Here is a 17,596-nt window from a genome sequence, read left to right as displayed (position 1 = left end):
CCGGATCCATCTCGATCTCTCGTCCGGATCCATCTCGATCGAGCGCGCTCACACTCGATCGGGATGGATCAGCCTTGCTCCGTCTTGATCCGTCTTGATCCGTCTCGATCTATCTCGATCTCGCGTGATCTCTCGCCGGAATCTCCCCACCGGCCTCCGCCGTTCCGTACCGTACGGGGCGACGGAGGAGGGTGATCACGTGGCGAGCCTGCGCCTGGGTCCATTGCTGAGGTATGTCGACGGCTCGTCCGCGACCGTGTGGGTCGAGGCGAGCCGTCCGGCCACCGCCGAGGTGCGCTGCGCCGACGGCACGGGCGGTGAGGCCCGCACCTTCCAGATCGCGGGCCACCACTACGCCCTGATCCCGGTCACCGGCCTGACACCGGGCACGACCACCTCGTACGAGGTGCTGTTCGACGGGGCCCGCGTCTGGCCGCTCCCCGACTCCCCGTTCCCGCCCTCGGCCATCCACACCCCGGTGGACGACCACGAGACCGTCCGCGTCGCCTTCGGCTCCTGCCGCTGGGCCTCGCCGCCCGAGGGCGAGAAGGACCCGGTCGGCCCGGACGCCCTGGACACCCTCGCGGCCCGGATCGCCGCGGACCCGCAGGGCGAGCGCCCGGACGTCCTGCTGCTGCTGGGCGACCAGGTGTACGCGGACGAGGTGTCCAAGGCCACCCGCCACTGGCTGCAGGCCCGCCGGGGCCTGGACCAGCCGCCCGGCGCCGAGGTCGCGGACTACGAGGAGTACACACACCTCTACTACGAATCGTGGCTCGACCCCGAGGTCCGCTGGCTGCTCTCCACCGTGCCCAGCTGCATGATCTTCGACGACCACGACGTCATCGACGACTGGAACACCAGCGAGGCCTGGGTCTCCGACATGCGGGACACCCCCTGGTGGCGCGAGCGCGTGCTCAGCGGCCTGATGTCGTACTGGGTCCACCAGCACCTCGGCAACCTCTCCCCCGACCGCCTCGCCGAGGACCCCCTGTACGAGGAGGTCCGCGCCACTCCCGACGGCACGGACGCCCTGCGCGCCTTCGCCGCCCGGGCCGACGCCGACCCGGCCTCGGTCCGCTGGAGCTACCGGCGCGACTTCGGCCGCACCCGCCTCATGATGGTCGACAGCCGCGCCGCCCGCGTACTCGACGAGCAGAACCGCTCGATGCTCGACACCGAGGAATGGGAGTGGCTGCGCGACCAGATACTGGACGGCCACGTCCTGGACGAGCAGGCACCCGACGCGCCCGACACCCTCGGCGCGTACGACCATCTGCTCATCGGCACCTCCCTGCCCTGGCTGCTTCCCAACCTCGTGCACGACGCGGAGGCCTGGAACGCCGCGATGTGCCGGGGCGAGCGGGGCGAGCGCTGGGCGCGGCGGGGGGAGAACCTGCGGCGGGCCGCCGACCTGGAGCACTGGGCCGCGTTTCCCACGTCCTTCGACAGGCTGGCGGAGCTGATCGCCGAGGCCGGCTCGGGACCCCAGGCACCCGCGACGATCTGTGTGCTGTCCGGGGACGTGCACCACGCGTACGTCGCCGAGCCGGTCTGGCGGGAGGGTCTGGCGGGCCCCGACGCCCGGGTGGTGCAGCTGACCTGCTCGCCCGTCCACAACTCCATTCCGCCGTACATCAAGGTCGGTTTCCGCTTCGGCTGGAGCGGGGTGGGCCGGGCCCTCGGCCGGCGTTTCGCCCGGCACGGCAGGGTCGCGCCCCCGCCCGTCGACTGGCGAAAGACCGGCGGTCCCTGGTTCGGCAACCAGCTGATGACGCTGACCCTGAGCGGCCGTTCGGCCCGGCTCCGGCTCGACCACGCGCGCGAGGAGCGGGGTGGTGGGGCGCGGCTGCGGACGATCGTGGAGTCCGACCTCAGCTGAAATGCTCCGCTGGGGGGGGCGGTTGGCGGTTGGCGGTTGGCTGCTGGCTGCTGGCTGCTGGCTGGAGGGTTGGGCTGGGGCGGTTGGTTGTCTGCGGGTCGGTGAGGGCTGGGCGCGCAGTTCCCCGCGCCCCTTTCGAGACGCTGTCCCTCGGGGGGTGCTCCTTTCGGGGCGCTGCCGCTCGCGGAGGGCTGCCCCTCTCGGAGGGCTGGACCTCGCGGAGGGCTGAACCTCGCGGAGGGCTGCCCCTTGCGGGGGGTCGCATACGTCTATGGGGCGGGTTGCCCGTGATGTTGGTGCTTGGTGTGCATGAGTTCCGTGAGGCATCCCACAACCGGTGTCGTTGATCCGCTCCAGGGGTCGGTTCACGTGGCGCGCGGCGGCATGATGATGCGGACCGTCCGCTTCCAGTGGGCGGCGAGCCGCGCATGCCCCACCTGTCCGGGAGTCACACCCTTGTCTGCAGCGACCGCGGAGCCGACGGAACCGACGAAGACCACCGGGTCCACGGAGCCGAGAGACCTCCTCTCCGTCGCCGTGGTCGGCGCCGGACCGCGCGGCACCAGCGTGCTGGAACGCCTCTGCGCCTCCGCACCCGAACTCCTCACTCCCGGCACGCGGCTGACGGTCCACGTCGTCGACCCGTCACCGCCGGGCCCCGGCCGCGTCTGGCGCACCGCCCAGCCGGCCGAGCTGCTGATGAACACCGTGGCCTCCCAGGTCACCCTCTTCACCGACGACAGCGTGGACTGCTCGGGTCCGATACGTCCCGGCCCCGGCCTGCACGACTGGGCGGCCGGGCAGGCCTGCGGGCGACTGGGCCCGGACGACTACCCGACCCGCGCCCAGTACGGCCAGTACCTGGAGTGGGTCTTCGGCGAGGTGGTCCGCGGGGCGCCGCCCGCGCTGCGGATCGAGACGCACAGGGCGCGCGCGACCCGCCTCGACGGCACGGCCGACGGCCTCCAGAACCTCGTACTCGACGACGGCCGTACCCTGACCGACCTGTCGGCCGTGGTCCTGGCCCAGGGCCACCTGCCGACCGTGGCGGACCAGGCACAGGAACGCCTGTCCGCGCACGCCGAACGCCACGGGCTGCGCCACGTCCCGCCCGCCAACCCGGCGGACCTCGACCTCTCCCCCGTACTCCCCGGCGAGACCGTCCTCCTGCGCGGCCTGGGCCTCAACTTCTTCGACCACATGGCCCTGTTGACGACGGGCCGCGGCGGCCGTTTCGTGCGCACCCCGGCCGGTCCGCGCTACCTGCCCTCGGGCCGTGAGCCGCGTCTGGTGGCCGGCTCCCGCCGCGGCATCCCGTACCAGGCGCGCGGCGACAACGCGAAGGGCCCGTACGGCCGTCACGTTCCGCTCGTGCTCACCCCGGAGGCCATCGCGGGCTTCCGTAAACGCGCGGACTCGGGCGAGGCCCCGGACTTCCTCACGGAGATATGGCCGTTGGTGGCGAAGGAAGTCGAAACCGTCTACTACGAGACGCTGTTGGCACGCGACACCACAGAGATGCGGGGGACGTCGAGGGCACTGGGGGCACCGGGTACTCCAGCGGCTCCGGGGACACGCGGATTTCGTGAGCGCTTTCTCGCTGTGGCGCACCGGGATCCCCAAGAGGCGGTCGTCCTCGACGAGTTCGGGGTCCCGGAGGCCGACCGCTGGTCCTGGGACCGCGTCTCCCGCCCGCACGGGGGGCGTGTCTTCACCGGCCCCGACGACTTCCGGGGCTGGCTGCTGGCCCATCTGCGCGAGGACGCCGAACAGGCCGCGCTCGGCAACGTCGACGGTCCGCTCAAGGCGGCTCTCGACGTTCTGCGCGACCTGCGCAACGAACTGCGGCAGATCGTCGACCACGGCGGGCTCGCGGGCCGGTCGCGCCGTGAGCACCTGGACCGCTGGTACACGCCGCTCAACGCGTTCCTGTCCATCGGCCCGCCGAGGCGCCGTATCGAGGAGATGGCGGCGCTGATCGAGGCTGGCGTGCTGGAGGTGATCGGCCCCCGCCTCGATGTGCGGGCCGAGGACGGGGCATGGGTGGCGCACTCCCCCGACGTACCCGGCTCGACCGTGTCGGCGACCACGCTCGTCGAGGCCCGGCTGCCGGAACCGGACCTGCGGCGAACCGCCGACGCGCTCCTCGCCCGGCTGCTGAAGACGGGCCAGTGCCGCCCGCACACCGTGGACGGTTACGAAACCGGAGGGCTGGACGTGACACAGCGCCCCTACCATCTGATCGACCGTCAAGGACGCGCGCACGCAAGGCGGTTCGCGATCGGCGTGCCCACGGAGGGCGTGCACTGGGTGACCGCCGCCGGGGTCAGGCCAGGTGTGGACTCGGTCACTCTGTCGGACGCCGACGCGGTGGCGCGGGCCGTGCTGCGAACGGTTGCCGCCGAGGCCGGGCGGGGGGCGGAGCCGGATCCGGAGCCCGCATCGACACCCGTATCGACGGAAAAACCATGGCCAAAAGTTGAACTTGCAAGCATTGAATAATCAGACCTAACGTAGAGCACTCACTCGGTTACGTCCCCCACCGGTCCCTCCAGGACCGTACCGACACCGAAGGAGTCATCCCACATGACCGGACGCCTCAACAGCGCCCAGCCATACGCCATCGGTCTGTTCCGCATCGTCATCGGCCTGCTCTTCGCCTGCCACGGCGCCGTGTCGCTGCTCGGCGTTCTCGGCGGCCTGGACGGCAAGGGCGCCACAGTGGAGACGGGCGCCTGGCCCAACTGGTACGCGGCCGTCATCGAACTCGTCGGCGGCACCCTGGTCCTGCTCGGCCTCGGCACCCGCATCGCCGCGTTCATCGCCTCGGGCGCGATGGCCTACGCGTACTTCAAGGTCCACCAGCCCGAGGCCCTGTGGCCGATCGAGAACAGCGGTGAGGGCGCTGCCATGTACTGCTGGTCGATGCTCCTGCTCGTCTTCACCGGCTCGGGCGCGTTCGGCCTCGACCGGCTGCTGCCCGGCCGTTCGTCCACGACGACCGGCGAGAAGCGCTCCTCGGAGCCGGTCACGGCCTGACGCACGCGCACCAGCGCACACGTACCGCCGCACACCTCGCACGCGACCGGAGCCCGTCCCTTGCGAAAGGACCGGGCTCCGGTCGCGATGTGGCGGTTCTCGTGGTTCTCGTGCTTCTCGTGCTTCTCGTGCTGTCCGGTCTCGCGGTGTCAGGCGGCCCAGCCGAACGGCACGGTGAAGCACGCCAGCCGCGCGCCCGCACCGCCCGGCTCGGCGTGCAGCACGACGGAAGCGGCCTCGCCGCGCCGGAAGTTCCAGTCGTGGCGCGCACTCGCCCCGCCCTCGCCCCGGCCATCCGCGGTGAAGTCGAGCCAGACCTCGTTCTCGGCGTTGGTCGCGGCAGGGTTCGCGGAGGGCCGGTGCTGATAGTGCCCGCCCGCCGCGGCCGGGTCGGCGCCGCACGGATTCCGGTGCACATGAACCCCGTACGCGTGCCCCGCCTTCAGCCCCTTCGCACGCAGCGTCACTGTCGTACGCCCGCGTTCCCCACTGTGCTGCCCCACCTCGATCCACGAGGCAGGGGGTACGAGTCCGGTGTCGTCGTACGTGACGGCCGCCGAGGGGACGAAGGCGCGGGCCGGGGCGAAGCGGGCGTCCGCATGCATGCGGTAGCCGGGCGGGGTGCCGGAGCCCGCCGGGGTGGTGGAGCCCGAGACACCGGTGTCGTCCAGGGCGCCGGCGGCACCCGCGGTACCCGCCGCGAGCACGACCGATGTGAGAGCCCCGGCCGCGAGCGCCAAGGTTCGCCTCACCGCCCCCGCTCTTCCCACTCTCCCTGCCATGCCTGCCATGCCTGCCATGCCTGCCGTGCTTGCCGTGCTTGCCGTGCCTACCGTCTCCGTTATGCCTGCTGTTCCTGACGTCATCGTCGGTTCCGCTCCTTACGCGATCGGTCGCCCCTTTCCGTTGGTACGGGAGGTCCGGCCCGCCCGCCCCGGGGAAGTGGCAGCCGAGTGAACATGGTGTGGCGAACTCACGAGCCCCCTGTGGATCTCCTGTCGCACCCGAGGCGTACGCTGTATGGCTGTCACAGGCCGCTCCTGCCGCTCCCCCGCGACATCGCGGCACACGGCACGGTCCGGGGCCTACGGGGGAGACACAGGGGAGTTTCGGTGCTTGAGAGTGTGGGGTCGCTGTCCGGCACCCCTTGGATCTACAGCCAATGGATCTATGCCGTAGTGGCGCTGTCGGTCCTGTTCGACGTCTTTCTGCCGGTGCTGCCGAGCGGCGTACTGGTCATCACGGCGGCGACGGCGGCCGCGGCGGGCACCGGGGCGGCGGTCCAGCACGTGCCGGACATCCTCTCGCTCATCCTCTCCGCCGCGACGGCGTCGGTCCTCGGCGACCTGGTGGCGTACCGGCTGGCCTGGCGCGGTGGCGAGCGGCTGGACCGCGCCATCGCCCGCTCCCGGCGCCTGACCAGTGCGCAGGAACGTCTCGGCGCGGCCCTCGCACGCGGCGGCGGCGCGCTGGTCGTCCTCGCCCGCTTCGCGCCCGCCGGCCGCTCGCTCGTCTCGCTCGGCGCGGGCGCCGCGCACCGGCGCGTACGCGAGTTCCTGCCCTGGTCGATCGTCGCGGGCCTCGCGTGGGCCGCGTACAGCGTCGCCCTCGGCTACTTCGGCGGCCAGTGGCTGGGCGCGACGTGGTTCGCCTCGGGCATCTCGCTGGTGGCGCTCTTCGGGGCGGGCGCGGGGGCGGCCTTCCTGATGCGCCGCCCGTCACCGGCGCCGGCGTCCATGCCCGTACCCATGCCCATGCCCGTACCCATGCCTGTGGCCGGACCCGCGTCGGAGCCGGGCCCGAACGCCTGAGCCCTGGTCGGAGCGGGCGGCGCTACGACGTGCGGGCGGCCTGGCCGCGCACCTCCAGGCCGGCCAGCAGCTCGGCCGTGGCCTCCGTGACCACTTCGACGGCGCGGTCGAAGACCTCACGGTTGTGGGCGGCGGGGGCGCGGAAACCCGAGACCTTGCGGACGTACTGAAGAGCGGCGGCGCGGATGTCCTCCTCCGTGGCCTCTTCGGGAAGGACGGGCGGTCGGAGTGTCTTGATGCTTCGGCACATACGTCCAGTCTCGCGCGAGGCACTGACATCGCGAGCGTTCGGGTGAAGTCCCGAAGTCCCCTCGGGAAGCCCCCGAAAGAACTCGCATCGCAAAATCGAACAGACGTACCATTGCCGGGTGGCTGCGACCTATGACTTCCCAAGCGACCTCCTGGCCGGTCAGGAGGAGCTGCACCAGGTCCGGGCCGAGCTGCTGGCCCTCCTGAAGCGGCTCCCCTGGTCGGTCGAGCCCCTGGACGGCTTCAGTGACGACCACGGCTGGCGCAAGGTGGAGCGCCCCGCTTCCCCCGGCTGGACGTCCGACGAACAGGCCGAGGTGGAGAAACTCCGGGAGCGCGAACGCGAGCTGGCGGTCTTCGTGACCTGCCACCGCTTCTGGTCGGAGATCACGCCCGCGGAGAAGGTGGACGCCCGGATGAGCGTCAAGCACGCGGGGGAAACGGAGCAGAACGCGACCCCCTCGTAGACGGCGAGCCCCCACGGCCGAGGCGACCCCACGACCGGACCGACCGACCCGGGAGCCGGGGCGAAGCCCCACTCCCAGGTCGACCTGGAATCGGGGCGCAGCCCCACCCTCAGGGGCGCGGGGAACTGCGCGACCAGCCCTCACCGCACCCGCACGCACGCACGCACGCACGCAAAACGGCGAAGCCGTCCGTCCCAACGCTCAAGAGGCCAAAGGGCCACAGGGCCACAGGGCCAAGGGCCAAGGGATCAAGGATTAAAGGGGCTAGGGGTCAAGGGGTCAAGGATTGAAGGGGCTCAAGGGGTCAAAGGGCCAAGCCGCCCCAACCACCCCGCATGGACCCGATCAGGTTCAAGCCCCAGCCCCCCGCTCCTCCCGAATCTGCGACACCACCCCGGCGACAGCCGCCCGAACAGCCTCCAGCTCGGTCAGAAAGTGCCAATAATCGGGATGCCGCCCCTCCAACGTCCCAATGGCCCGCTCCAACCGCCCCACAGAGTCATCGAGCGGCCGCGCATGCCGGGGATCGGGAGTGTTCCGCCCGGCCATGGCCAGCCGCTGCGCATCCCGGATCGCGAACCGCGTCCGCTCGATCTCCCGCTGAGGATCCTTCGACACCTCGTTCAGCCGCCGCAGCCGATCCCCGGCCGCGGACACGGCCTCATCGGTCGTGTTCAGCAACGCACGCACAGTGGAAAGCAGCGACGTCGCATCGGCCCAACGCTGTTCCTCACGCGCGGTCCGCGCCTCCGCCAGCTTCACCTCGGCCTGCCGAACGGCCTCCGCGGCCTGGTCGGGCACATGCTGGAGGTCCTGCCAGCACTCGGCCACGAACCGCCGCCGCAACTCGCTGAGCACCGGATCCACCTGCCCGGACCGTGTGGTGAGCGCCTGCGCGCGTGTACGCAGCGACACGAGACGGCGGTCGATCTCGGTGGCCCGCTCCGGCAGCCGCTCGGCCTCCGCACGCACGGCGCCGGCGTCCCGGGCGACCCGGTCGGCCCGCTCCAGCGTCTCCGGCACACCGTGCTGCCCGGCACCCTGGTTGAGTTTGGTCAGATCAGGGGCGAGCGCGGCGAGGCGGGCGGCCAGATCATCAGCCTTGAGGCCGGTCCCCCGAACGGCATCCAGCGCGTTCGAGGCGGCGAGCAGGGACTGCCGGGCGCGCTCGACGGCGGGAGCGAGCCGGGCGAGCTGCGTCTCGGCCTTGCCGAGAAGCGGCCCGAGCCCCTGTTCGAAACGATCCAGCTCCTGCTTGACCCGAGCCAGCTCGTCCTTGGCCCGGGTCAGCTCCGTACGCGCATGGGCGGCGACGGAGGCTTCCAGATCGTCGCGGTCGAGGTCATGGGCATCCACCGCGTCGATGTACGTGTGACTGACCTCGTCGATACGCCGGCCGAGCGCCTCGAAGTCGGCGACCGCACGCCGGGCGGGCGGCGTGTCGTCGACGGCGGTGATGGTCTCGATCGAAATCCGAAGATCGCGCTGCGCGGTGTCGAGCTCGTAGAACGCGGCCGCCGCGGCGTCCTTCGCGGCCTGCGCCTCGGCCCGCTGGCTCTCGGAACGCCCACCGAACCACCGCCGGGTACCGCCACCGGCGAAGGCGGCGGGCAACACGAGGACAACCAGCGGAAGCGGCAACAGAACAAGTCCGAGCAGATCACGCCCGGCGCTGCGCACCCCCGTAGCCCTGAACCCGGCACGCAGGCGGGGAACTTGCCGACCGCAGGACACAAACGGCGTGTACGGCTGCGAAGGTGTCGCCGGTGTCGCCGTCACTTCCCTCTCCCGTGCTGTGATCCGTCCTGCCCCGGTGGTGGCCCCGATTCATTCTCCCACCAGGTAAGGACGAACACACGGGCCGGTTAGTTCGCGGTACGCACCGTGACTTTGCCGTCCTGGGTGTGGGCGGACACCACATGGGAGCTGCTCTCGTCACGGGGCACCGACACATCCACGGAGCCGTCCTCGGCACCGGTCGTCACCTTGTACGAGGCATCCGGCAGCCCGATGGTGAGCGACCCGTCCTGCCCACGCGCCGAGACCCGGTCCGGAACGGAGGCGAATTCAAGATGAGTGGACCCGTCCTGCGTGTTCACATCTACGCGCCGGGAGTCGATACCGCTGGCATGGACGGACCCGTCCTCGGTACGCAGAGTCAGGCGCCCGGAAACATCCTCGACCCGTACGGACCCGTCCGCGGCCCGGATGTCAACCGCTTCCTTGAACCCGGTGGCCCGCACGCTCCCGTCCTGGTCCTTCACCGTGAGGGCAACCCCGCGCGGCACCACGATCCGGTGCTTGGCCGAGCAGTCGGCGACCACACCGGAGCAGTGCACACGAAGCTTGAGCGTGCCGTCCTCGGCCATACTCCAAGTGATATCGGGATCCTTGCCGATGGCGACACTGGCCTTGAACCACCGGGTCACCTTGACCTCGTCCACGTCCCCCACGACCAGCTCCAGCGCCGAATCATCAGAATCAACGGTCAACGTCCGCCCACTGAGCGCGAACGACCGAGTCTCCGGATCCGTGTCCTCGTCGGCACTGTTCCCACACCCGGAGGCAAGCAGCCCCGCGGCGACAACCCCCACTCCCACAGCGGCCAGGGACCCGCGGCGCCCCCACCCGGAACGCCGCACACCACTGCTCGAAGAACGCTGACGACCACTCATGACGGGACTCCCCCAGATTCGAACGCCCACGGCCCCACGCTGTGCCCGGACATACTTCGACCGTACGGATCCGGTCGCGCCAAGGGGATCCGGACCACTCCCGCATATGAGGTGGGGTAAACCCCCGCATGCCCCGGAGCCGAGAACGGGTTTGCGGGTCACCGCCCCGGGCAATGTAGGCTGTCGACTCGTCCCGGGCGCGTAGCTCAGTGGTAGAGCGCCGCCCTTACAAGGCGGATGTCGGCGGTTCGAAACCGTCCGCGCCCACCAGGTCCAGGACACGACTAAGGCCCAGGTCAACCGGCGCGAAGCCGGATGCCTGGGCCTTGATCATTTCGGCAGCAGGCCGAGAGGGTCCTCGGTGAGCAGGACCGGCGCGGACAGGGACTCGGTGTAGGCCCGGCGCGAGAAGACGTAAGGACCGAGCGGCAGTTCGCCCCACTCCGGTCGGTTGGTCTGGTGGAAGTCCGACCAGACGACCTCCGTCGCCGTGGCGCGGACCATGGCGAGCAGGGGCCAGCACGCGTCGATCCCGCAGGGGCAGCCCAGGAGGCACAGGGCGCCGGTGTGGTGGTCGCGGAGCTCCGGTGGGGCGTCGCCCAGGAAGTGCGCCCGGGCCCGGGCTCCGTCGGCGTCGTCGTCCAGGTGCAGCGGGGCGTGCTGCCGCAGCAGGAACTCCTCGCGCTCCTCCGGGGTGTCGTCGTCCTCGTCCAGTTCCCGATCCCAGAGCGCGCGCGTCGCCTCCGCCACCAGGGCGCGCAGGTCCGTGCCGTCGATCCGGATGCCCCAGGCCGTGAGGTGCGGGTAGCCGGGGTGGGGGTGGTGCAGGAACTCCACCCGGTGCGTGACGGTCTGCGGACTCATACGCCCCATCCTGCGGCGCCCGCCCAGCCGACTCCACCGAGTATCGGCGCGTCCTGCCGGGGCACCGGCATGGCTGACCAGCAGACCGGACGTACCCACCGGCCCCCGCCCCGCTGGCCCGAGAGCCGGTTGCCGGCAGCCGGCAGCCGGCAGCCGCGCGGGAGCCCAGGGATGGCGTGACCGGCGCGCCGGGCGGATGCTGGGGTGAGGACGGTCGCCCTCCGCTCGGAAACGAGCGCGCACCCGAGGAGGCGGACATGGCCACGCATGTACTGCGTACGGCGCCCAGACGGCGGATCAGACTGGACGAGCACCTGCCGGTCGACCACCGGCTCAGCCTGTTCTACCGGATCGGCGCGGGGCTGATGGGGCTCGTGCTGCTCGCCTTCGGCATCCTGGGTCTGGTCGACCGGGTCGGGTTCTTCGACACCCAGGGGGACAAGGTCTCGGGGCTGAGCACCAACGGCGCGCTGAGCGTGATCTCGATCTGCGCCGGGCTGCTGCTCTTCGTCGGCATGGTCATCGGCGGCAACGTCGCCTCGACGATCAACATGGTCCTCGGAGTCCTCTTCATCCTCAGCGGCTTCGTGAACCTCGCCCTGCTCGACACGGACTACAACTTCCTGGCCTTCCGCATCCCGAACGTCCTGTTCAGTTTCGTGGTCGGCGTGATGCTGATGTTCTTCGGGATGTACGGGCGGGTCGGGTCGGCCCTGCCCCACGACAACCCGTACTGGCGGTCCCGCCATCCCGAACAGGCGGAGCGTGAGCAGCGGGTGAAGGCGGGGGCCGAACTGCGCGCGAAGGCCCTGGCACAGGGCAAGGGCTCCGCTCCGGCTCCCCTGGGAGAGAACCGCGGCGCCCGCTAACCTGTGCGCATGCCTCGCTATGAATACCGCTGCCGGACCTGCGGCGACACCTTCGAGAAGAGCCGTCCGATGGCCGAGTCGTCCGCGCCGGCGGCCTGTCCGGCCGGCCACGACGACACGGTGAAGCTGCTGTCGACGGTGGCGGTCGGCGGTTCCGCCTCGGCGCCCGCCGAGGCGCGCCGCGCCGGTGGCGGAGGCGGGGGTGGCGGTGGTTGCTGCGGCGGGGGCTGCTGCAGCTGACACCCGTACCTGCTGACACCCGTACCTGCTGACTCCCGTACCTGCTGACACCCATGCCTGGTGGCACACGCACCTTGCGCCGCCCGCACCGTGCGCGACCGCACCCGGTGACGCCCCCACCCGACGCCCGAGAACCCGGCTTCAGTCTGGCTTCAGCTTCGGGTCTCTAGCGTCGGGGGCGTGACCGACAGCAGCGCACCGCAGTGGATCAACGGCCTGATGGACACGCTCGGCGCCCCGGGCGCGGGCATCGCCATCGCCCTGGAGAACCTGTTCCCACCCATCCCCAGCGAGGTGATCCTGCCGCTCGCGGGGTTCGCGGCGAGCACCGGGCAGATGAACCTGTTCGCCGCCCTGCTCTGGACGACGGCCGGTTCGGTCGTCGGGGCGCTCGCGCTGTACGGCGTGGGGGCGCTGCTCGGCCGCGACCGTACGGTGGCGATCGCGGCGCGGCTGCCGCTGGTCAAGGTGTCCGACATCGAGAAGACCGAGGCCTGGTTCTCCCGGCACGGCACCAAGGCCATCTTCTTCGGGCGGATGATCCCCGTCTTCCGCAGTCTGATCTCGGTGCCGGCGGGCGTCGAGCGCATGCCCCTGCCCGTCTTCCTCGGTCTGACGACCCTGGGCAGCGCCATCTGGAACACGGTCTTCGTCCTCGCCGGCTATTTCCTGGGCGAGAACTGGACCGACGTCGCCGGCTACGTGTCGACGTACTCGAAGGTCGTCCTGGCCGGCGCGGCGCTCGCGGTGCTGGTGCTCGTGGGCGTGCGCCTGTTCCGGCCGGGGCGCGGTGGCCGACGGCGTGCGGAGAAGGACTCCGGTACCCGCACGCCCCGTACTCCCACCGACACGCCTACCGGATCGCGCTGAGGAACTCCCCGAGGATCCGCTCCCCCGCGACCACACCACGCTCCGCAAGCGCGGTGACCCCCGGTGCCGTCCATCCCGCCTCGGCCAGCTCGCCGTGGCCCGGCCGCCAGCCGCGGTCCGCGGCCAGCAGCAGGTCGGCGTCGAGCAGGGAGTCGCCTGCCGCGAGGGTGAGGGCCGCCCCCGTACGGCGGGCGACCTCCCGCATGGCCGCGCTCTTGGTGAGGGGCTTCGGTACGGCGTAGACCTTGCGGCCCTGGACCGAGACGGTCCAGCCGCGGTTCTCCGCCCAGACGGCCAGTTCCTTGGCCCAGTCCGCGGGGAGCAGGTCGCGCTCGACGACGAAGTACACGAAGAGGTCCTCGGCGACCCGCTGCTTGACCACCCACGCCGGGTCGGCGGTGGCCGCCATGTGCGCGCGCACCTCGTCCAGCGGGGCGCACTCGCTCGCCAGGCGCTCGGCCACCCGGGCCTGCCACGCGGGGTCGGAGACGCCGTCGACGAGGAGGTGGCCGCCGTTGGCGCAGATCGCGTACTTGGAGGCGGGGCCCGGGAGCCGGATGCGGTGGTACTGCTCGCGGGTACGGGTCGTGGTCGGGACGAAGTCCGCCGCCTCGCCCAGTTCGGTGAGCAGTCCGGCCGCGGTCTCGGTCACGTACGACAGCGGCTTGCTCTGGTACACCTCGACGCAGAGCAGCCGGGGCGCCTCGGCGTCGGGGCCGGTCAGGGCCAGCGCGTTGGCGGAGTAGATGAGCGTCCGGTCGAGGTCGCTGGCGACGAGCGCGCGCGGAGCGGGGCCGGGCATCAGACCGTCACCGACTTGCCGTCGGCGCCGGTCGCGCCGCGCGTGTACTTGGGGTGGATCAACCCGACGCAGGTGTACGGGAGTTCGGCCACCTCCTCGACGGGTACACCGCGCTGTTCGGCGAGCAGGCGTACGTGGTCGAGGTCGGCGCCCGCCCCGGCCCGGGCGAGGATCTTCCAGGGGACGCGGCGCAGCAGCACCCGGGTCGTCTCGCCGACGCCCGGCTTGACGAGGTTCACGTCGTGGATGCCGTACTCCTCGCTGATCCGCTCGACGGCCGCCCAGCCCTCCCAGGTCGGGGCGCGGTCGGCGGAGAGCAGTTCCTTGACCCGGTCGTCCACCGCGTCGCCGATCTCGTCGAAGCGGGCGGAGATCGCGTCCAGGAACTCGACGGAGACGTCCGTGCCGGCGAGTTCGCGGTAGAACTTCGCCCCGTGGTAGTCGTGTTCGCCGACCAGGTCGGCACGGAGCACCGTACGTGAAATGAGCCCGGAGACCGTGGAGTTGAGGCAGGCGGAGGGGATGAGGAAGTCCTCGCGGGTGCCGTACGTGCGCACGCAGGAGCCGGGGTCGGCGAGGACCGCGATCTCCGGGTCGAAGCCGGTGATGCCGTCGGATGCCTCGAACTCCTCGATGGCCTGGGCGAGTTCGCGGGTGATGGCGCCCTTGCCGGTCCAGCCGTCGACGAAGACGACGTCGGCCGGGTCGTGGTGGGCGGCGAGGTAGCGCAGCGCGTTGGCGTCGATGCCGCGTCCGCGCACGATGGAGACGGCGTAGTGCGGCAGGTCGAGGCCGTGGCGGTGCCGGGCCCAGCGGCGCATCAGGACGCCGACGGGGGTGCCGGCGCGGGCCAGGGAGACGAGCACGGGACGCGGGGAGCGTTCGGCGAGGACGGTCTCGGTGACCGCGCCGACGGCCGTGGCGATCCGGGCGGCCGAACCGGCGAGCGCGTCGCGGAACAGCTCCTGGTACTGCGGGCTCGGCTGGTACTCCACCGGGAGCGACTCCGCGTAGTGGGCGCCGCCGCTCTGGATGGCCTCCTCGCGCTCCTCGGTGGGCGCTTCGAGGCGGGTGTCCGAGAGGTCCTGCAGCAGCCAGCCGACCTCGTCCGCCGCGTACGAGGAGAAGTCGGGACCGCGGAGGGGCTCGGGCAGCATCAAAGGCCTTTCAGCGGATCGCGGTGCGGATTCCTGTACGGACTCCGCACCGGAATCCCGTGCGGGTTCGGGTACGTACGAGGGGACGACGGCCAGCAGCACACTGCCCGCGTGTGCGGCGAGCCGCGCCAACAGGCCGTCCGGGGCGTGCAGTTCGGGGGTGTCGGCGGTGGAGTCGACCACGGCGACGACGGCGTCGAAGCCGGCGCCCGCGACGTTGTAGGCGTACCGCTCGCCGGGCCCGTCGGCCGGGCCGTCGTGGGCGGGGAAGACGAGCCGGGTACGGATCGCGTAGCCGGGGTCGTCGACGGCCAGGACGGGAGAGCGGGTGGTCGTGGAGTAGCGCACCTCGGCGTCGGTCAGCTTCTCCAGCGCGACACCGAGCCGCAGCGGCGCGTACATCAGCTCCTCGAAGCCGAGTACGAGGACGCGGCCGCGGCGGGCGCCGGGCGGGAGCGCGTCGGCTATTCGGGCGGCCATGGCGGGCAGGGCGCCCTCCAGGCGGACGCGGTGTCCGGGCGTGAAGCCGTGCCGTCCGCCGTCGGCGAGGCCCTGCGGCCAGCCGAGGTCGACGCGGGTGATCGTGCCGGGCTCCGGGCGGGGCGCGGGGGCCACGGCCGTCGCCTCGTGCTCGGCGACCAGCGCCTGCCCCTTCTCCAGTACGCCGTCCGGCAGCCGTACCGTGCCGGAGGCGGCCGTCACGAGGTCCACGGTCGCGTCGATCTCCTGGGCGAAGTCCGCCAGGCGGCCGAGGTCCGCGGCTGAGCGCATGTCGACCAGGGCGACTATCACGTACCGGCCGCGCGGATAGCGTTCGTGCAGGTCACGGATGGTGTTGAGGATCGTGTTGCCGGTGGAGAACTCGTCGTCGACGAGGACGAGCGGGCCGTCGCCGGCCAGCAGGTCCGGGTTCTCCGGGAGCAGCAGGTGCGAGGTGGCGTGCGAGTGCGACTCCTCGAAGCCGCCCGCCGTCGCGACGCCCTCGACGGGGCGCCGGGTCGAGTGGAGGCAGGGGGCGAGGCCCACGCCGTCCGCGACCGAGTGGCCGAGCCCGGTGGCCGTCTCCGCGTAGCCGAGGACGACGGCCCGGGCGGCCTCGTCCTCGCCGAGCAGGTCGCGTACGCGCAGCCCGAGCGCGAATCCGTACCCGTACACGACGGCGGGTGACTGCGGTACGTGCTTGCCCAGCACGTTCGACACGAGCAGATGCGCCCGCTTGGGGTTGCGCCGGAGGGCGAGCCCCAGCAGCTCCCCGAGCCCTTCGTCCCCGAGGAGCTCGACGCCGAGGCGCCCGGCGACCCAGCTCCCGGACCAGACCTCGCCGACGGATCCCTCACCGGGCCCGTCGACGGGTCCGCGCGCGGCGGCCCGGCCCCCGGACCCGGCTCCCGCCCTGGTTCCGGGGCGGAAGCCCGTCGCGGACCAGACGCCGGACCCGTCGTTCACAGCCTTGTTCATGGATTCCTTGCGTGTCGGCCGAGGATGGTGTGTCAGCCGGGAATTCCGGCGGCGAGCAGCTCCACGAAGCCGATGTCCTCGTTGGTGACACCGAAGACCTCGGCGCGCTGGAGGGTGCGTTCCGCCCAGGCGCGGTGCGGCTTCACCTCGTTCATCTTGTTCGTGTACGCGGACCGCAGCACCCCTCCGCCGCCCCGCTCGGGCCGCAGGATGTCCTGGGCGTCGCTGAACTCCTCGTGACTGACGACGGACAGGGCGTGCACGGGCAGTACGTGCGAGGGGTGGATGCAGGTCTTGCCCTGCAGCCCGTTGGCCCGGTCGAGGGAGATCTCCCGCAGCAGGCCGTCCATGTCGTGCTCGATCAGGGTGGCGCGCAGGGCGTCGGCCTCCGGATGGAAGGGGCTGCGGCGCAGCTGCGGCTTGAACATGCGCTCCTGGACGCGGAAGTACTCCCACACGGGCCCGGTCACCGTGAATCCGGTGCCGTCGGCCCGCCCGAGGACGTTCACCACGTCCGCTATCACGGAGGCCACTATCTGCACGTCGTACGCGGTCATGTCGGGCGCCCTGCGCAGCCCGTAGGCCGAGCAGAAGTCGGTGACGCCGAGCCGCAGGGCGAGTACGCGGTCGCGGTACTTGTCGACGGACCGGAAGATCCCGGCGAGGGTCTCCGCCCTGGACTCGCGGTACAGCAGATCGGGCGATTCGAGGACGGGCATGGCGAAGAGCCGCCGTTCGCTCGCGCCCTCGGCCTCGGTGAGCGCCTCCAGGAACGGGATTCCCCGCTCCTCGGTGAACTTCGGCAGTACGAATCCGGACAGGAGCCGCACGGCGGCGCCGAGCCGCCGGACGAGGTCGGGGATCTGCTCGGCGGTCCTGACCCGGATGAAGAGCAGGGGCAGCTCAGCCTCGGGGCGGTCGGCCAGGTCACGGAACTGTCTGACGAGGTTCTCCTCGGCGTCCGCGACGTCCGCGTCGCCGATCGAGTCCTCCAGGCACACCACCATCGAGACGACACCGCGGCCGACCTGCTTGACGATGTCGTCGGCCAGCTTCTGCCTGGTCGCGGGCGAGTAGAGGGTCGCTCCGAGTGCCGCGGCCAGCACTCGGGGCGAGGAGTCCGCGGTGAAGACGCACGGCTCCTGGAAGAAGAGGCGCTCCCGCACCTGAGGGGCAATATGCCCGAAATGACGCATGAGTCTCCCCCGGGGCG

Annotated in this window: 16 protein-coding genes and 1 tRNA gene; 9 read left to right on the top strand and 8 right to left on the bottom strand. The window is 71.5% G+C overall.

All coding sequences use genetic code 11. The annotated features are described in order from the left end of the window. The first annotated feature begins 199 nt into the window (after positions 1–199). From OHS59_RS30905 to OHS59_RS30895, 3 genes are all read left to right on the top strand, one after another. The gene (locus OHS59_RS30905) at positions 200–1,882 is read left to right on the top strand and encodes an alkaline phosphatase D family protein (protein ID WP_328496623.1); all 1,683 of its coding nucleotides are present in this window, start codon (positions 200–202) and stop codon (positions 1,880–1,882) included. Between the two features lie 456 nt (positions 1,883–2,338). Continuing rightward, on the top strand, positions 2,339–4,384 hold the full coding sequence (locus OHS59_RS30900; protein WP_443061527.1) for an FAD/NAD(P)-binding protein: 2,046 nt from the start codon (positions 2,339–2,341) through the stop codon (positions 4,382–4,384). Between the two features lie 84 nt (positions 4,385–4,468). Next, on the top strand, positions 4,469–4,921 hold the full coding sequence (locus OHS59_RS30895) for a DoxX family protein (RefSeq protein ID WP_328496622.1): 453 nt from the start codon (positions 4,469–4,471) through the stop codon (positions 4,919–4,921). A 149-nt stretch (positions 4,922–5,070) separates the two neighbouring features. On the opposite strand, the gene OHS59_RS30890 is transcribed toward OHS59_RS30895, so the two are convergent. Beyond that, on the bottom strand, positions 5,071–5,673 hold the full coding sequence (locus OHS59_RS30890) for a superoxide dismutase family protein (protein WP_443061526.1): 603 nt from the start codon (positions 5,671–5,673) through the stop codon (positions 5,071–5,073). A gap of 360 nt (positions 5,674–6,033) precedes the next feature. Here OHS59_RS30890 and OHS59_RS30885 point away from each other — a divergent pair, with 360 nt between their 5' ends. Next, positions 6,034–6,732: a DedA family protein gene (locus tag OHS59_RS30885; protein WP_328496620.1), complete on the top strand. Its 699-nt coding sequence runs from the start codon at positions 6,034–6,036 to the stop codon at positions 6,730–6,732. A 22-nt stretch (positions 6,733–6,754) separates the two neighbouring features. Here OHS59_RS30885 and OHS59_RS30880 read toward each other — a convergent pair whose 3' ends face one another. Further along, positions 6,755–6,982 carry a DUF2277 domain-containing protein gene (locus OHS59_RS30880; RefSeq protein ID WP_328496619.1) on the bottom strand — a complete coding sequence of 76 codons (228 nt, stop codon included), beginning with the start codon at positions 6,980–6,982 and terminating at the stop codon, positions 6,755–6,757. A 118-nt stretch (positions 6,983–7,100) separates the two neighbouring features. Between OHS59_RS30880 and OHS59_RS30875 the strand changes: the two genes are divergently transcribed. Further along, on the top strand, positions 7,101–7,448 hold the full coding sequence (locus OHS59_RS30875) for a hypothetical protein (RefSeq protein WP_328496618.1): 348 nt from the start codon (positions 7,101–7,103) through the stop codon (positions 7,446–7,448). Between the two features lie 351 nt (positions 7,449–7,799). Here the strand turns inward: OHS59_RS30875 and OHS59_RS30870 are convergent, their stop codons facing one another. Both OHS59_RS30870 and OHS59_RS30865 read right to left on the bottom strand, forming a co-directional pair. Further along, entirely contained in the window at positions 7,800–9,155 is a 1,356-nt protein-coding gene (locus OHS59_RS30870) for a hypothetical protein (protein ID WP_328499423.1), read from the bottom strand. Positions 9,156–9,313: 158 nt separating this feature from the next. Next, the gene (locus tag OHS59_RS30865) at positions 9,314–9,940 is read right to left on the bottom strand and encodes a DUF4097 family beta strand repeat-containing protein (protein WP_328496617.1); all 627 of its coding nucleotides are present in this window, start codon (positions 9,938–9,940) and stop codon (positions 9,314–9,316) included. A gap of 378 nt (positions 9,941–10,318) precedes the next feature. On the opposite strand from OHS59_RS30865, the gene OHS59_RS30860 reads away from it, so the two are divergent. Further along, positions 10,319–10,393: transfer RNA gene (locus OHS59_RS30860), tRNA-Val, on the top strand. Between the two features lie 60 nt (positions 10,394–10,453). Here the strand turns inward: OHS59_RS30860 and OHS59_RS30855 are convergent. After that, positions 10,454–10,987, bottom strand: a complete 534-nt coding sequence (locus OHS59_RS30855) for a hypothetical protein (RefSeq protein WP_328496616.1) — start codon at positions 10,985–10,987, stop codon at positions 10,454–10,456. A gap of 257 nt (positions 10,988–11,244) precedes the next feature. On the opposite strand from OHS59_RS30855, the gene OHS59_RS30850 reads away from it, so the two are divergent. The 3 genes from OHS59_RS30850 (at position 11,245) to OHS59_RS30840 (ending at position 12,966) form a co-directional block, all read left to right on the top strand. Then, entirely contained in the window at positions 11,245–11,856 is a 612-nt protein-coding gene (locus OHS59_RS30850) for a DUF4383 domain-containing protein (RefSeq protein ID WP_328496615.1), read from the top strand. Positions 11,857–11,865: 9 nt separating this feature from the next. Beyond that, the gene (locus tag OHS59_RS30845; RefSeq protein ID WP_328496614.1) at positions 11,866–12,096 is read left to right on the top strand and encodes an FmdB family zinc ribbon protein; all 231 of its coding nucleotides are present in this window, start codon (positions 11,866–11,868) and stop codon (positions 12,094–12,096) included. Positions 12,097–12,276: 180 nt separating this feature from the next. After that, positions 12,277–12,966, top strand: a complete 690-nt coding sequence (locus OHS59_RS30840; RefSeq protein WP_328496613.1) for a DedA family protein — start codon at positions 12,277–12,279, stop codon at positions 12,964–12,966. Here the strand turns inward: OHS59_RS30840 and OHS59_RS30835 are convergent. Genes OHS59_RS30835 through OHS59_RS30825 form a run of 3 tightly spaced genes read right to left on the bottom strand, consistent with a single transcriptional unit; the run spans position 12,950 to position 17,579 of the window. Beyond that, positions 12,950–13,768, bottom strand: coding sequence for an HAD family hydrolase (locus tag OHS59_RS30835; RefSeq protein ID WP_328496612.1), 819 nt, complete (start codon positions 13,766–13,768; stop codon positions 12,950–12,952). The genes OHS59_RS30840 and OHS59_RS30835 overlap by 17 nt on opposite strands. Next, the gene (locus tag OHS59_RS30830; RefSeq protein ID WP_328496611.1) at positions 13,768–16,383 is read right to left on the bottom strand and encodes a phosphoribosyltransferase; all 2,616 of its coding nucleotides are present in this window, start codon (positions 16,381–16,383) and stop codon (positions 13,768–13,770) included. Before OHS59_RS30830 ends, OHS59_RS30835 begins: the two co-directional genes overlap by 1 nt. Before the next feature lie 32 nt (positions 16,384–16,415). Beyond that, positions 16,416–17,579 (bottom strand): HpcH/HpaI aldolase/citrate lyase family protein, encoded by a 1,164-nt coding sequence (locus tag OHS59_RS30825; protein ID WP_328496610.1) that lies wholly within the window; start codon positions 17,577–17,579, stop codon positions 16,416–16,418. Positions 17,580–17,596: the final 17 nt, after the last annotated feature.

It is taken from the genome of Streptomyces sp. NBC_00414 (genome assembly GCF_036038375.1).
Lineage (GTDB): Bacteria > Actinomycetota > Actinomycetes > Streptomycetales > Streptomycetaceae > Streptomyces.
Note: the sequence above shows the minus strand (reverse complement) of the source record. Positions and strands in the feature narration are given on the sequence as shown.